11 protein-coding genes and 1 pseudogene are annotated in these 13,907 nt (G+C 58.1%); 6 read left to right on the top strand and 6 right to left on the bottom strand.

From position 1 onward, the window contains the following. Nucleotides 1-9 precede the first annotated feature (9 nt). Nucleotides 10-804, top strand: coding sequence for an enoyl-CoA hydratase/isomerase family protein (locus ACIP1G_RS02385; RefSeq protein WP_400733332.1), 795 nt, complete (start codon nt 10-12; stop codon nt 802-804). Nucleotides 805-877: 73 nt separating this feature from the next. On the opposite strand, the gene ACIP1G_RS02380 is transcribed toward ACIP1G_RS02385, so the two are convergent. From ACIP1G_RS02380 to ACIP1G_RS02360, 5 genes are all read right to left on the bottom strand, one after another. Then, nucleotides 878-1,969, bottom strand: a complete 1,092-nt coding sequence (locus tag ACIP1G_RS02380) for an NAD(P)H-dependent flavin oxidoreductase (protein WP_400733330.1) — start codon at nt 1,967-1,969, stop codon at nt 878-880. Between the two features lie 56 nt (nt 1,970-2,025). After that, on the bottom strand, nt 2,026-2,925 hold the full coding sequence (locus ACIP1G_RS02375; RefSeq protein ID WP_400733328.1) for a crotonase/enoyl-CoA hydratase family protein: 900 nt from the start codon (nt 2,923-2,925) through the stop codon (nt 2,026-2,028). Nucleotides 2,926-3,003: 78 nt separating this feature from the next. After that, the gene (locus tag ACIP1G_RS02370; protein WP_400733325.1) at nt 3,004-3,813 is read right to left on the bottom strand and encodes an enoyl-CoA hydratase-related protein; all 810 of its coding nucleotides are present in this window, start codon (nt 3,811-3,813) and stop codon (nt 3,004-3,006) included. Then, on the bottom strand, nt 3,813-4,790 hold the full coding sequence (locus tag ACIP1G_RS02365) for a crotonase/enoyl-CoA hydratase family protein (RefSeq protein ID WP_400733323.1): 978 nt from the start codon (nt 4,788-4,790) through the stop codon (nt 3,813-3,815). The genes ACIP1G_RS02370 and ACIP1G_RS02365 overlap by 1 nt, the downstream gene beginning before the upstream one ends. 61 nt (nt 4,791-4,851) lie before the next feature. Then, the gene (locus ACIP1G_RS02360; protein ID WP_400733320.1) at nt 4,852-5,886 is read right to left on the bottom strand and encodes an SDR family NAD(P)-dependent oxidoreductase; all 1,035 of its coding nucleotides are present in this window, start codon (nt 5,884-5,886) and stop codon (nt 4,852-4,854) included. A 580-nt stretch (nt 5,887-6,466) separates the two neighbouring features. Here ACIP1G_RS02360 and ACIP1G_RS02355 point away from each other — a divergent pair. The 3 genes from ACIP1G_RS02355 (at nt 6,467) to ACIP1G_RS02345 (ending at nt 10,246) form a co-directional block, all read left to right on the top strand. Further along, nucleotides 6,467-7,516, top strand: coding sequence for a LacI family DNA-binding transcriptional regulator (locus ACIP1G_RS02355; protein WP_400733317.1), 1,050 nt, complete (start codon nt 6,467-6,469; stop codon nt 7,514-7,516). 174 nt (nt 7,517-7,690) lie between these two features. Next, nucleotides 7,691-9,049, top strand: coding sequence for an MFS transporter (locus ACIP1G_RS02350; RefSeq protein WP_400733315.1), 1,359 nt, complete (start codon nt 7,691-7,693; stop codon nt 9,047-9,049). Nucleotides 9,050-9,085: 36 nt separating this feature from the next. Then, on the top strand, nt 9,086-10,246 hold the full coding sequence (locus ACIP1G_RS02345; RefSeq protein WP_400733313.1) for a mandelate racemase/muconate lactonizing enzyme family protein: 1,161 nt from the start codon (nt 9,086-9,088) through the stop codon (nt 10,244-10,246). Nucleotides 10,247-10,636: 390 nt separating this feature from the next. Here ACIP1G_RS02345 and ACIP1G_RS02340 read toward each other — a convergent pair. After that, nucleotides 10,637-11,251 (bottom strand): annotated as a pseudogene (locus ACIP1G_RS02340) (transposase); the annotation flags it as partial. Between the two features lie 260 nt (nt 11,252-11,511). Between ACIP1G_RS02340 and ACIP1G_RS02335 the strand changes: the two are divergent. Both ACIP1G_RS02335 and ACIP1G_RS02330 read left to right on the top strand, forming a co-directional pair. Further along, complete coding sequence (locus ACIP1G_RS02335; RefSeq protein ID WP_400733311.1) at nt 11,512-12,687, top strand: toll/interleukin-1 receptor domain-containing protein; 1,176 nt, start codon at nt 11,512-11,514, stop codon at nt 12,685-12,687. A 151-nt stretch (nt 12,688-12,838) separates the two neighbouring features. Continuing rightward, nucleotides 12,839-13,693 carry a hypothetical protein gene (locus ACIP1G_RS02330; protein ID WP_400733308.1) on the top strand — a complete coding sequence of 285 codons (855 nt, stop codon included), beginning with the start codon at nt 12,839-12,841 and terminating at the stop codon, nt 13,691-13,693. Nucleotides 13,694-13,907: the final 214 nt, after the last annotated feature.

Genomic DNA, 13,907 nt, shown 5'->3' with positions numbered 1-13,907 from the left:
AGTACAACCATGACCAATCTCTACGACCTTCCCGAAGACATCCAGGTCACCGCCGAGGGCGGCCTGCGCATCATTACGCTCAACCGGCCCGACCATCTGAACGCATCAACTACCGAGATGCTGTTCTCTTACCCCAAGCTTTTTCGTGCCCTGGCAGAAGACCCCGAGGCCAAGGTCGCCATCCTGACTGGCGCAGGGCGCGCATTCAGCGCAGGCGGCGACATGAACCATTTCGTCAAGACGCTGGACGATACCGACTTCGCCCGCAGCGTGCAGGAGAACTCACGCCGTACCATCCACAGCTTCATTGACCTGCCGATACCGATCATCGCCGCCGTCAATGGGCCGGCCGTTGGCTGGGGGGCGACGATGGCCACCTTGTGCGACATTGTGCTGATCTCTGAAACTGCATTCATAGCCGAGCCCCACATCAATATCGGGCTGGTGGTGGGTGACGGTATCTCGGTATCGTGGCCGCTTTACACCAGCCTGCTACGCGCCAAGGAGCTGATTTTCACGGGTGACCGGATCACCCCACAGCAGGCCGTGGAATTCGGCCTGGCCAATCGCGTGGTAGCACCGGACAAACTGCTTGATGAAGCGCGGGCATTGGCCGCAAAGCTGCTCAAGCAACCGACCCAAGCGCTGCGCGAGACCAAAAAGCTGATGAACCTGCACCTGCACAACAGCGCAGCACAAGTGCTCGACGCCACACTTGGCCGCCAGTTGGCTGCCACCGTCAGCCCTGAACACCACGCCATCGCTACCCAGTTCATCGAGCAACAAAAACGCAAGCAGAGTTAAAGCCAATAACCTGCGCTGCAAATAAAACGCCCCCGGAGTTTGGCTCCGGGGGCGTTTTCGTAAACCGGCGGACCTAGGTGCGCGGGGTAACCAAGCGCATTTCGGGTTGCGAGGTTACCCCATCGACGGGTATCTGCAGCGCAAGCCGGCGCTGCACGGCTTCGGCTTCGGCAATGATGGTCTTGATCAAATCGTCGATGGTGGGCAAGTCGTGAACCAAGCCAACCGACTGGCCTGAAGCGGTCATGCCTTTATCCAGGTCGCCGGTAGACATGGTCAAACCATGCATCTGCAGCATCTTGGACATGCGCATCATTGACTCGATCTGGCGCGGCCCCAGCGACAGCGTGTGCTTCACGAGCTTAAGCCAAGGCGTGTTCAGCTCTTTGGCGATGGTGAATGAGTTGAGAAAAATCTCCCAGATATTCAACATCTTCGCATTGACCATACGCTCGGCGGCTGCCGTTTTCATCTGGCGGCAGGGGATGCCATCGAACCGGTCCGAGAAGATGGTGTCCTGCACATCAAGCTCCAAGGCTTTGTTCTTGAAGTTGGCATGCATTGGGCCCTCTTGGGTGACCCAGAACCGAGTCCCCATGGACACCCCTGAAGCGCCCAGCGCTAGGGCCCCCACCAGACCGGCTCCGTTGGCCACGCCACCCGCAGCAATAATAGGGATACCCAGAAGTTCAGCCAAGCGTGGGATCAGCACGAAGCTGCCGATTTCCCCCGCATGCCCGGCGGCCTCATAGCCTGCAGCAATCACCGCATCGCAGCCGTGGGCTTCTGCCCGCTGCGCCAGCCTGACATCACTGACCGACGCCATGACCTTACCGCCGTAGGCATGCGCGGCCTTGACGATCCAGTCGCCCTTGCCCATCGAGTAATTGATGACGGGCACACCTTCTTCGAGCATGACCTTCGCGTTAGCCATGCCGTTAGGCAACGCCAGTGGCGCGTTGGCGCCAAAGGGTTTGTCAGTCAAGGCGCGAATTTCCCGAATGGCGGCGCGCGTCACTTCGGGGGGATTGGAGCCAGCACCGTATACCCCAAGGCCGCCAGCATTCGAGACAGCCGCAACCATGTTCGGAAACGCGACCCTGCCCATCCCCGCGTTAAGTAACGGGTATTGGATGCCGAACAGTTCGGTAATCGCAGTTTTCATATTCTGAGTCCTTGGACGCTGGTGTGGACCGAGCGTTATTGTTGGGTTTTCAAGGATTAGGAGTAAGTGGGCTCGTCCCACCATGGGAAGTAATCCGGCATGTCTTCAGAGACTTTGCAGGCGAACTCCGGCAGGCGTTTCTCCATGAATGACTGCACCCCTTCCTTGGCATCCGGGCTGCGGCCACGGGTGCAGATGCCCCGACTTTCGATACGGTGGGCCTCCATGGGGTGTGACATGCCGAGGCTGCGCCAGGCCATCTGCCGCATGAGTGCGACCGAGACCGGGGCGGTGTTGTCGGCAATCTCCCGGGCAATTTCGTAGGCCCGCGGCAGTAGTTGTTCATGCGCGACAACCTCACTCACCAGGCCGCCGGCCTTGAGTTCATCGGCTGGCATGACGCGCCCGCTGTAGCTCCACTCAAGCGCCTTGGTAATGCCCACGATACGGGGCAGGAACCAGGACGAGCAGCATTCGAACACGATGCCCCGACGGGCATAGACGAAGCCCAGTCGCGCTTTCTCGCTTGCAATGCGGATGTCCATTGGCAGCAGCATGGACGCCCCAATGCCCACACCAGCACCGTTGATGGCGCCGATCACCGGTTTGAGGCTGTCAAAAATGCGCAGCGCAAGCCTGCCACCGCCATCTCGCGCCGACTCTTTGCTGTAGTCGAACGAGCCGTCGGCGCGAATCGGTGTGTCTTTTTCAGCGCTGCCGTTCTTGTCCTTGTCGAAGATATCAGCGCCTTTCGAAAGATCAGCGCCACCGCAAAAACCTTTGCCCTCCCCCGTCACCACGACGACGCGCACAGCATCATCTCGGTCAGTCTCATCAAACAGCGCAATGAGCTCGTTCATCATCAGCGAATTCATTGCGTTGAAAACCTCGGGACGGTTAAGCGTCACCGTGGCGATACCGTTTTCGACCTGGTAGCGGATAGTTTCGTAAGTCACAGTTCCATCTCCTCATTGGCGGCCTATCACGACCGCCAGCCTGCAGTGCCAAAGGAAAGCCGCACCCTCAGGGCGCGGTTACTTGTAAGAGAAGTTCGGCGAGCGCTTCTCGAAGAACGCCTTCTGCTTCTCTACTTTGTCTTCGGTGGACTGTGCTACGTAAACGCCTCGGCTCTCGAACTCGATGGCCTGCTCCAGGCTGCCCGCGTTCATGTTGTGCCATAGCGATTGCTTGGTCACCCAGATGCCCATCGGCACGTTGACCACGATGTTCTTGGCGATTTCCAGGCAGGCATCCTGAAGCTCTTCATCGGGTACTGCCCTGAGCACCATGCCAATACGCTCGGCCTCTTCGGCCAGTACTGGCCGCGCGGTCAACAGAATCTCCGCAGCACGCTGTGCGCCAACCGCACGAGGTAGCAGGTAGCTGATGCCCAGCTCCGCACCCGACCCTGCGTTGTGGATGGCATTGACAAACTTGGCAGATTTAGCCGCCACGGTGATGTCGGCCGCCAGTGGGAATGCCAGTGCCATGCCTGCCACGGTGCCGTTGACGCCACATATGACCGGTTGCGGCAAGTTACGCATCAACACCGGCAGCGAAGCAATCACATCGATCGTATAGCGGGAATAGAACGGCTTACCCACGCCCTCCGGTACCCAGTCCGCCTTGCCTGGGTTTTTCAGATCATGCCCAGTACAGAAATGGCGGCTACCCGCTGCGGTCAGAATCACTACCCGGACTGTCGGGTCGTATTTGATCTGCTTGAAAAGGTCCGCAAGCTCGGTATACATCTCGAACTGGAAGGCATTGGTGGCATCAGGCCGGTTGATGGTGATGCGTTTGACGCCTTCGATCGGCTCGTCAATCAGGAAGTTATCACTCATTATTCTGCTCCCTTCTCGCCATTCAACCAATGTGCTTTTACCATGCCATCGCCGTATGGCTCGTCACGCTTTTTCAGCGCGTCTTTCAGGCCCAGGTCTGCCATGTCCGCCTTGAACTGCGTACGGCGGGGGCCTTGGGTCAGGTGGGCTCGGGCATCCATTTCTGCCGCGAAACGTTGCAATGTTCTCGCACCCTGCAGTTCAAGCGCAGTGTTGACGATACGCTTGTGCGCGGAAAGCAGTTCGGCATCGACGAAACTGATACGCCGCGCTAGCTCATCGACAGCGCTGTCCAGTTCCTCCACCGGTACGGCATCCAGCACCAGGCCAATGCGAGCAGCCTCACGCCCCCACAGGTTGTCGCCGGTCATCAACATACGCTTTGCCCACTGCGGACCCACGTGGTAAACCCACATTTGCACAGGCGGCGTGCCGTTGGCACGAGCTGCCGGGAAGCCAATCTTGGCGTTTTCCGCACAAATCACGAAGTCGCACATAAGTGCCAGATCGGTACCACCTGCCAAGCAGTTACCTTGGACTTTGGCGATGACCGGCTTGTGCATGTCGAACAACACCATGTTCAGCTTCTGGGTCTGCTCAAGGTTCCAGCAATCGTCGTCGATGGTCTTGTTAGTGGTGCGGTAACGAGTTTGGTCCCATGGCGGCGTACCGCCTTCGAAACCTGCATAGGCGCCTGCCAGGTCATAGCCGGCGCAGAAATCTTTGCCCGCACCTTCGAGGATTACCACATTAACGTCATTGCGATCGTCCGCCTCAAGCAGAGCGTCGCGCAGCTCAGTGAGCATCGCTGGATGCAAAGCGTTGCGTTTGTCGGGACGATTCAGGGTGATTCGGGCAATTCGGTTCTCAACGCTGAACAGTAGGTATTCAGTGCTACGGAGGTGCTTATTCATATTATCTCCATGCGTCTTTGTGAACGATGGTCGATAATATAAACGATAGGTCGTGATGGTCAAGCTGATCAGCGGCCGACTGTGGTCCTGAACCGGCCACAGTCGGGCTGACTCATGCGGGCCCTTATCGAGGACCAGCGGCGCGCTCAAAGAGCCGGGCAGCTATCACTGCTCCAGACTCGTTGGATTCCCGAGGCAGGTCCATATCCCTAATATTCATGACCTCATCGAAACCCTCGAGCAGGGCTTCAGCGGAGTCGAAAGCCCTCCCCTGAGTCTGGCCCACGACCACTCTCGAAAGATGCTGACCCACGCTGTGAAAAAGTTCTCCATTCACCGGGCAACACCGATGAGCGAAAAGCGCAATAGATTCGGCAACGTAGTCCACCGCCATCAGGTCAGCTAGACCCTCAGGAACATTTTGCCCTTCCCAAGCGCGCGTTGCCGCTACTGGGGCAACACAATTGACGCGGATATCATATTCTTCACCTTCGCTGGCCAGGTATTTGGCGAATCCGGACATCGACGACTTGGACAGCGAGTAAGCGGGCATGCCCTTTCTTCCCCACAATCCTGCAGCGGAGTTGATCAGTACGACTCGTGCGTGGCCCTGTGCACGAAAAATAGGCCAGCACTGACGCGCCAGTTCCCAGCTGCCGACGGCATTCACCCGTAGGCTTGTGCTGAAGCCATCCTCGGTTGCTTCTTCAAGGGAAGTCATGGGCATGACAGGACTTGCGTTGTGCACGACGATATGGACCCCGCCGAGTTTCACCGCCGTTTTCACCACTTCTGCTACGCCCTGCGCACTGCCGATGTCAGCAACCACGGGCACTGCAATCCCACCCCCCGCCCGAATTTCCTGAACCACAGCCTCGGCGGGACCTCGGTCACCGCCCTGATCGCCTGTCAAAGCGCAACCAAAGTCATTGACGACTACCGCAGCCCCCCGAGCGGCGAGGTTCAACGCGATAGCACGCCCCAACCCGCGACCAGCCCCTGAAATAATTGCCACCTCACCGTCAAAACGAAGATTCGTGCTACCCATCGTTGTTATTCTCCGACCGTTGAATACGTGCATTTCACATGATTGACCTAGCAGTAATCCGCATAGCGAATTATGATTTTGCAGAATGAATGCATCCGCACCATATGTCATGGGCTGGTTTCAATCAATGACCATCGTGGGCGGGGTTTAATTGACGGCTCGAAATCCAGTCGAGACGCCGGCGCGTCCGCCTTACCACTGTTAAGCACACGCCTTACGTTATAAGGCACAAATTATCTAAACCTGTTGCAGCGGTAAGGGAGATAGAAATTGACTTAGCCGGTGCATACACTCTCCTCCCAGCTGTTGGTACTGGCAGTGCGGATTCATAACACTCGCGCCGCTGTCGAAGGATTCATCGCGGCAGGCACCCTAGCCAACACCGAGTGCAGCTACCAGAGCGGCCTCGCCTACTGGTCGGCCTGGCTGTAGCTCTGCGATCGCCAGTTGCTTAGCGAGGCGCGCTACCGCCCGAGGTTGCCGTAGAGATTCAGCGTGGATCACTTGGCGAGGCCCGACGCCACCGGCGGCTGGACACCTGCTGTAGTCGGCCGCCGACGATGCGCTGATGACGGCGAAGGTCAAGGGACCTACACTCTCGCTTTCACACCAACAGCGTGCGCCCGCCTCCGCGGTCTGATAGATTCACGCTCTCAGGCGGCAGCAAGTCTCCATCAATCGCGGAACCGGCATGGCAAACAACCCTGTAGCCCCCTCACCCCGGCAGCACGGCGGCGCTTCAGCGAAGCCCTCTCCCACCCTGATCGATGTCGCCAAGGTCGCCGGAGTATCACCGATTACCGTTTCCCGCGCCCTGCACCGCCCGGAAGTGGTGAGCAAGACTACGCGCGAGAAGGTGATGGCCGCAGTGCGTGAGGTGGGCTATGTGTCCAACATGCTGGCTGGAAGCCTTGCCAGCAACAAGAGCCGGCTGGTGGCGATTTTGCTGCCGACCATCGCCAACTCGATTTTCGCCGATACCGTGCAGGCATTGATGGACCGCCTCACCACCGCTGGCTACCAGACGCTGTTGGGCCTCACCGGCTACAGCGTCGAGCGGGAAGAACAGCTGATCGAAGCCCTCCTCGGCCGACGTCCCGACGGCATCGTCCTGACCGGAACCCTGCACACCGAAGCCAGCCGCCAGCGCCTAGCTCAGTCGGGTATCCCGGTGGTGGAGTCGTGGGACCTGAGCGATGCTCCGCTGGACATGCTAGTGGGCTTCTCCCACGAAGCGGTCGGTCAGGCCGTCGCCTGCCACCTGCTGAGCAAGGGCTACGAGCGTTTCGCCGTGCTCAGCCTTGGCGACCCGCGTGGCCTGCGCCGCAGCGACAGCCTGATATCGGAACTGGCCAGGCACGGCCGGCGCGACATTCCCATTGAGGTTCTCACTCCGCCCGCCACACTCGAAGTGGGGCGCATCGGCCTGCGTCAGTTGCTCGAACAGGGCCACCGACCGCAAGTCGTGGTGTGCAGCTCCGACACCATTGCCCAGGGTGTATTGGCTGAAGCCGCAAGCCGCGGCCTGCGCGTGCCGGGAGATCTCGCGGTGATGGGTTTCGGCGACCTCAGCAGCGCGGCGCAAGTGCACCCCCCGCTGTCAACCGTGCGCGTCGACGGCGCTCGCATTGGAGAACACATCGCCCATGCGCTGCTGGAGCGCTTCCGCAATCCTGTGGGGAGCACCGAGTCGATAAGGATCGACACCGGTTTCACGCTGATCGACCGTCAAAGTACCTGAGCAATTTTTGCAAAGCCGACGAGTGCGCCCTTGAATGGTTGCGCAATCATTGTAAGATAGACAACACAGCCACTGATGGCATATCGCTGATGGCTGTTCTTTTGATCGCAGAATGATTGCGCAACCATTCTTGGCTCCTATCCAGCAGCATCTATCACAACAAGGAAAATAACAGTGATCAAAGTAACCAACGAGACAGCGCGGACCAACGTCCGCTACCTGATCCTGGCGATAATCTTCATCGTCACCGTATTCAACTATGTCGACCGCGCCACCCTGTCGATTGCCGCACCGGCCATGCGTGCAGACCTTGGCTTTGACTCGGTGACCATGGGCATCGCCTTCTCCGCGTTCGGCTGGGCCTATACCAGCATGCAATTGCCGGGCGGAATTATACTGGACCGCTACGGTTCACGGCTGGTGTTGGGCTTGAGCCTGATCATCTGGTCGACCTTCACCTTCCTCCAGGGCTTCGTCGACCTGTTCAGCTCGGCCTTTCTGGCACTGTTCATACTGCGCTTCATGATGGGCGTGGCCGAATCCCCCGCCTTCCCGGCCAACAACCGGCTGACGGTGATGTGGTTCCCGCGGCACGAGCGGGGCCTGGCCACGGCGATCTTCCAGTCGGCGCAGTACTTCGCCCTGGCTGCCTTCACCCCGCTGATGGTATTGCTGCTCAACAGCTTCGGTTGGCAGCATGTATTTTTCTGGACCGGCGGCGCGGGCATCCTGATCGGCCTGCTATGGTTCAAGTGCGTGCATGAGCCACGCCGTGATAAACGCGTCAATCAGGCCGAACTGGCCTACATCGAAGCGGGTGGCGGCCTGCCTGACATGGGTGAGATCAAGACGCCGTTCAGCTGGTCACGCCTGCGCGCTATTGCCGGCAATCGCATGATGGTTGGTATCTACCTGGGCCAGTTCTGCCTGACGTCGATCACCTGGTTCTTCCTCACCTGGTTCCCCACCTACCTGATCGAGGCCAAGGGCATGACCCTGCTCAAGGTCGGCCTCGTGGCGGCCATCCCGCCGGTTGCCGGCTGCTTGGGCGGCATGCTCGGCGGGCTGTGGTCGGACTGGATGCTGAAGAAGGGCTTTAGCCTCACCGCCGCCCGCAAGACTCCGATCATCTGCGGGCTGTTGCTGTCGAGCAGCATCGTGGTAGCCAACTACACACAGTCGATCGCCCTGGTGATCTTGGTGATGTCCATCGCCTTCTTCGCCAAGGGTGTAGGTAACCTAGGCTGGTGCATCGTCGGCGACATTTCGCCCAAGCACGCCATGGGCACCAGCGGTGCGATGTTCAACTTCTGCGGCAACATCGCCAGCATCATCACCCCCATCGCCATCGGCGTACTGGTCGCGCAGGCTTCGTTCGACGCGGCGCTGGTCTACGTCGCCGCCATGGGGCTGCTGGGTGCGTTCGCCTATTTGGTTATCGTCGGGCCGCTAAAACGCCTAGAGCTCGATGCTGGCGAACCTACGGCGCCTGCAGCAGAACAAACCTCCCCCGCTTCCACCCAGGTTCGCTGAACCTTCGTTCACCCACTTGACCCTCAGGAGAGCCCTATGCTCACACAAGAACAACAACGCCCCTCCGCCGACGGCGACCGCATTGTCCATGTAAAGGTGTCTTCGGTGTTTCTGCCGCTGGCCAACCCGATCAGTGACGCCAAGGTACTCACCGGCCGACAGAAGCCGATGACCGAAATTGCCATGTTGTTCACCGAGATCGAGACTGCGGACGGCCATCGCGGCCTGGGCTTCAGCTACTCCAAGCGTGCCGGTGGCCCCGGGCAGTTCGCACACGCCAGCGAAATCGCCCCGGCGTTGCTAGGCGAGAACCCCAGTGACATCGCCAAGCTCTGGACCAAACTGTGCTGGGCGGGTGCTTCGGTGGGCCGCAGCGGATTATCAACCCAGGCGATCGGCGCTTTCGACGTGGCTCTGTGGGACTTGAAAGCCAAGCGGGCCAACCTGTCGCTGGCACGCCTGCTGGGCGCCCAGCGTGATTCTGTGCGCTGCTACAACACCTCGGGCGGTTTCCTTCATACACCCCTCGAGCAGCTGCTAAAAAATACCGACCTGTCGCGCGAGAAAGGCATCGGCGGTATCAAGCTCAAGGTCGGCCAGCCGGACTGCACGATCGACCTGCACCGCGTCAGCACCGTGCGCCAACACCTGGGGGAAAGCTTCCCATTGATGGTAGATGCCAACCAGCAATGGGACCGCCCGACGGCCCAGCGCATGTGCCGGCGCTTCGAGGAATTCAACCTGGTTTGGATCGAAGAGCCGCTGGACTGCTACGATGCCGAAGGCCATGCGGCGCTCGCCCAGCAATTCGACACGCCAATCGCCACCGGCGAGATGCTCACCAGCGTCGCCGAGCACGCCGAGTTCATCAAACTGCGCGGCGCCGACTACCTAATGCCGGACGCACCGCGGGTAGGCGGCATCACTCCGTTCCTCAAAGTCGCCGCCATGGCCGAGTCCGCAGGCATCATGCTCGCCCCGCATTTCGCCATGGAGCTGCATGTGCACCTGGCGGCGACCTACCCTACTGAGCCATGGGTTGAGCATTTCGAATGGTTGGAGCCGCTGTTCAACGAACGCCTGGAAACCTGTAACGGCCGCATGCTGGTGCCCACCCGCCCGGGGCTTGGCTTGTCGCTTAGCGAGCGCGTGCAGGGGTGGACGGCGCAGGTGGCGGAGTTCGGCAAGCGTGGATAATCGAGAATAAATCATTCAACTTGGGGAATTTGCGAATCTAAAGTTATTGTGCGTGTCGATTTTCTCATTAGCCCGCTATCCGGTTATGTCACAGGACAGGATACCTGTGACGCTGGCGGCTTCTACAAATCTACACTTAGTGATATTTCACGTCCAAATCCTGAAGCGTGCAGGTTTCCGATAATGGTCCCCTTAAGTAGGCTCGATGTAGGAGCACTTGTCGGGCGGCAAGCATTCGCAATGCGGATGTAGAGGCCCACGTGAACTAAACGGGGGTTATAAGTTCAGCACCTCATGCGCCACGGTCACAGACAGCCCAGCGATCATCTCCAGAGGGGGGGCCGCGTCAGCGGCCCATATCGCTGTTTGCGGGCCAGTAAGCGACGGGGTTTACGCCCTGATCGCCTCAGGTAGTCCTGCTATGCCAAAGATGTTCATCATCCGTTTGAGGTTGTAGGCGAGCACGTGAAGGCTCATCTCGGTGCTTACCCTCGGCAGGGTTTTGGTCAGGAAGTGGGTACTTCCCATCCAGAATTTGAGCGTGCCAAAGGGATGCTCCACCGTCTGCCGGCGAACCTTCATCTTCCCTGGATCTTGCTCCAATCGGATCTGCACTCTCTCGACTACTGCTTCATGCTCCCAGCGCTTGAGTCGACGCTCTTTACCGGTCGTACACTGCTTCTGCATGGAGCAGCTCTGGCATCCTGAAAACCAATAGCATTGCAGTAACATGCCGTCTTCCATCGAGGAATGCCGGCGCGTCAGCAACTGGCCCGCAGGGCATCGATATTCGTCCAATGCAGGCATGTAAATGAAGTCCTGCTTGCCGAATCGGCCTTCCACTTTGCTGCTCGATGTCATTGGTTTCGGTACAAAGGTGGTGATGCCAGCTTGCTCGCAAGCAAGGATTTCCGGGCCTTTGTAATAGCCTCGATCAGCAACCACCGTCAGCGCCTCGGCACCGATTTTTTCACGTGCCTGGTTAGCCATATTGGTGCTCTCGGCGACCTCCCCGGTGGTAGGTCCAGGCCACCTGTAGTTTGTCGACGTTGCCTCAGTTGATCTGGTCCAGAGCCGCGAAGCGACAGCCGCCTTCAGTATTACCGTAGGCTGCCCAGTCCTTCTGCGAGTGTGGAGAGTCCACCCGGGTGAGGACTGGGGCGGTGCCACTGGCGACCACGGTCGGATGCGGCACGAAGGTAGACGCAAATGCGGCCTCAAATTCAGGCCGACATCCGCCAGCGCGCAGACAACGGTGAGTGCGAATGCAGCAACGTACACCTGCGCCCCGGCCGGCGCATGATGACAAAGATACCCGCCAGCAGCGTTGCCGCGCCTGTGCTTCTTGGAGAGCTCCAATGATTTTTGATATCGACAAGCTGCTCACGATGGAGGAGCCTGTGCCCGAAGGCGATCGGATCTTTCACTACGAGGTTTTTATAAGCCATCGCCGATTTGACCTCCCGACCCTGTTTGTTCAGACGATATCAGAGCTAGGCGTGAGAGTATCTTGGGACAACGATTTTGACCTGCGTGATAGGCGAATTATTCACGCGGTTTCACAGGCAATGAAGTCATCCCGGTACATTCTTCTATATGTCTCCGACCAGTATTCCGACTCTCTTTGGTGCAAGGCAGAGTATCTAAGCGCGATTCAGTTCGAAAAGCGATTCAGCTGTTCACGTGTCCTTCTCGTATTAGAAAGTGCCCGCGCCACATGCAATATCCCTATTACATTAACGTCACACCTGATGTTCACTGCAGACGATAAAGGGATGGCGAATCTCGCCGCGTACGTCATTGCCGAAAATTTGAGAAGCACGTGCGATCCAATGTTGTTGAATGCGTGTGAATCGTCGAAACGTCTCCTTGGTCTAGACACAAGTCTTCTAAAACTCCCTGAGCAGATGAATATTCTGCAGCAGCGTCTTGAGTACTGGATCGAAGTTGGCGGTATCCCGCAGAGCGCAACCGAACTTGATCAAAGAACCCGAGACGTCATGAACTTGATGGGATCACAATTCACGGAGCTGGAGAGTATTCTCCGGGATGTACAACGGTGCGTTCTCAGGAGCACTATTAACTTTGTGCCGACCGAAGATCACTCCGAAGCAACGCTCAAACATCTTGTTACCATTGCAGAGCTCGTCGTTATATCTTTTAAGCTCCCTCTGACGTGCGACGACTCCGTAGCTACAGCTGAATGGTTATACGACCTTATACTAGTACCTTTGCTTCTTCCTATAATTAGCGACTCTACTAGGAGGCGAGCCTTAATTGCGTATTACGATATTTGTGATCAACTGAATCGCACGCCCGAGCGCGCGTTTGTACCCATCTATCGTACAGTGGCCGAAGCCGTAGCCTTCCACCCAGGAAATGTCGACTCGATCATTAATCACGCGCTGGTTCAGCTGCTTTTAGTTGGGGAGCAGAAGTGAGCCTCATGACCGGACGGAATCGTACCGAGTTTCGTAGACACCTGTGAGTGCGGAACGTAGGGCAGCTCATTCTATTGCTAACAGCTGAATTCACGAGCAACATACAGGGTAAAAAATGCGTCGTGCAGGCCATATAACTTCGAACTAGACTATGCTGACCCAACACCTTCATTTTCCAAATAATCAGGTCGTGCGAATGAAGCACTTTGCGCACTACATTAAGCGTACGGTAATAACTGCGGAAGTGAGCAGCCGAGCCCATGACCTCCCCTTTGCAGAACTTCAGTCTGAAAGCCAGGGTTTCAGTTCGCCGACCTATCATTCGGTACCCATTAACTCTGGTGTCGCTTCACGGGTTGGGGTTGGTGATACGATCTGGTTGTTTTCCCAGCTCAGTAGCCCCTGGGGTTCCTTGCCTCCTGCGCTGGACGGCAAGATTGTGGTGGAGGAAGTCGCCAAGAGCCAGGGGAAGGCCGGTCGGTATCGATTCGGCGCAAGCAGCAATTCGAAGTGGTATCCGTTGTTCAGCGCAATCGAGTTGGCGAGCGAACTGAATGCCATTGATGCTCAGGGCAATTTACGCCAATTGTTGAACACACCCCGCACCGCGATTGGCCAGGCGCTGCGGTTTTTTCGCGAAATCGCCAACCCCGCCCCTTTGTTCAAGCATGCCGCGTGCGTGGAAGAAATAGCGCCTGATTTCATCAGTTACAGAAGGGTCGATGGCTCACGGACAGCATTTGAACTTGCCGCGCGGTTGCTGAATAACCAGCGCGCCGTTTTCTGGGACCGCTGGTCATTGCCGCGTCGGCTCGCTGAACGCGACGAGCACGTCGCGGCCGTTGCGCTCGACGGGCACATCACGATGGCAATCGAGCGCGCCCGAATCGTATGGGGTGTGCATTCCGAGCGCTACGCCTTGGCGGGGACGTATTCGAAACTCGAGAAAGAGTGGGCTGCAAAGCTAGGTAAGTTTCGGCCCTACCCTCCATGGGTCGAAAACTGATCCCCTCCCGTTCAGATCTCAGGTATTACCCCCTTTCCAGTGCAAGCGGATCGATTGCAGCGTGATGCCTTCATTCGCTTCATAGAATTCAGCGCCCGATACGCGCGGGCACGTCTGCGAACCCGCGTGGTGCAGAGCAACAACCTCCCACTCCCTATTTAACACCGAGCTGCCGGAACTGCCGGGGGCGTTTGTGTGCGCTGGCGGTTAAGCT

This window comes from Pseudomonas sp. NPDC089392 (assembly GCF_044749595.1).
In the GTDB taxonomy this organism is placed as follows: Bacteria; Pseudomonadota; Gammaproteobacteria; order Pseudomonadales; family Pseudomonadaceae; genus Aquipseudomonas.
This window is presented reverse-complemented; position numbering and strand designations above follow the sequence as displayed.

Coding starts and splice junctions, on each gene's coding strand:
- ACIP1G_RS02385 (WP_400733332.1), top strand. CDS start 10: ATGACCAATCTCTACGACCTTCCCGAAGACATCCAGGTCACCGCCGAG.
- ACIP1G_RS02380 (WP_400733330.1), bottom strand. CDS start 1,969: ATGAAAACTGCGATTACCGAACTGTTCGGCATCCAATACCCGTTACTT.
- ACIP1G_RS02370 (WP_400733325.1), bottom strand. CDS start 3,813: ATGAGTGATAACTTCCTGATTGACGAGCCGATCGAAGGCGTCAAACGC.
- ACIP1G_RS02360 (WP_400733320.1), bottom strand. CDS start 5,886: ATGACATATGGTGCGGATGCATTCATTCTGCAAAATCATAATTCGCTA.
- ACIP1G_RS02355 (WP_400733317.1), top strand. CDS start 6,467: ATGGCAAACAACCCTGTAGCCCCCTCACCCCGGCAGCACGGCGGCGCT.
- ACIP1G_RS02345 (WP_400733313.1), top strand. CDS start 9,086: ATGCTCACACAAGAACAACAACGCCCCTCCGCCGACGGCGACCGCATT.
- ACIP1G_RS02335 (WP_400733311.1), top strand. CDS start 11,512: ATGCAGCAACGTACACCTGCGCCCCGGCCGGCGCATGATGACAAAGAT.
- ACIP1G_RS02330 (WP_400733308.1), top strand. CDS start 12,839: ATGCTGACCCAACACCTTCATTTTCCAAATAATCAGGTCGTGCGAATG.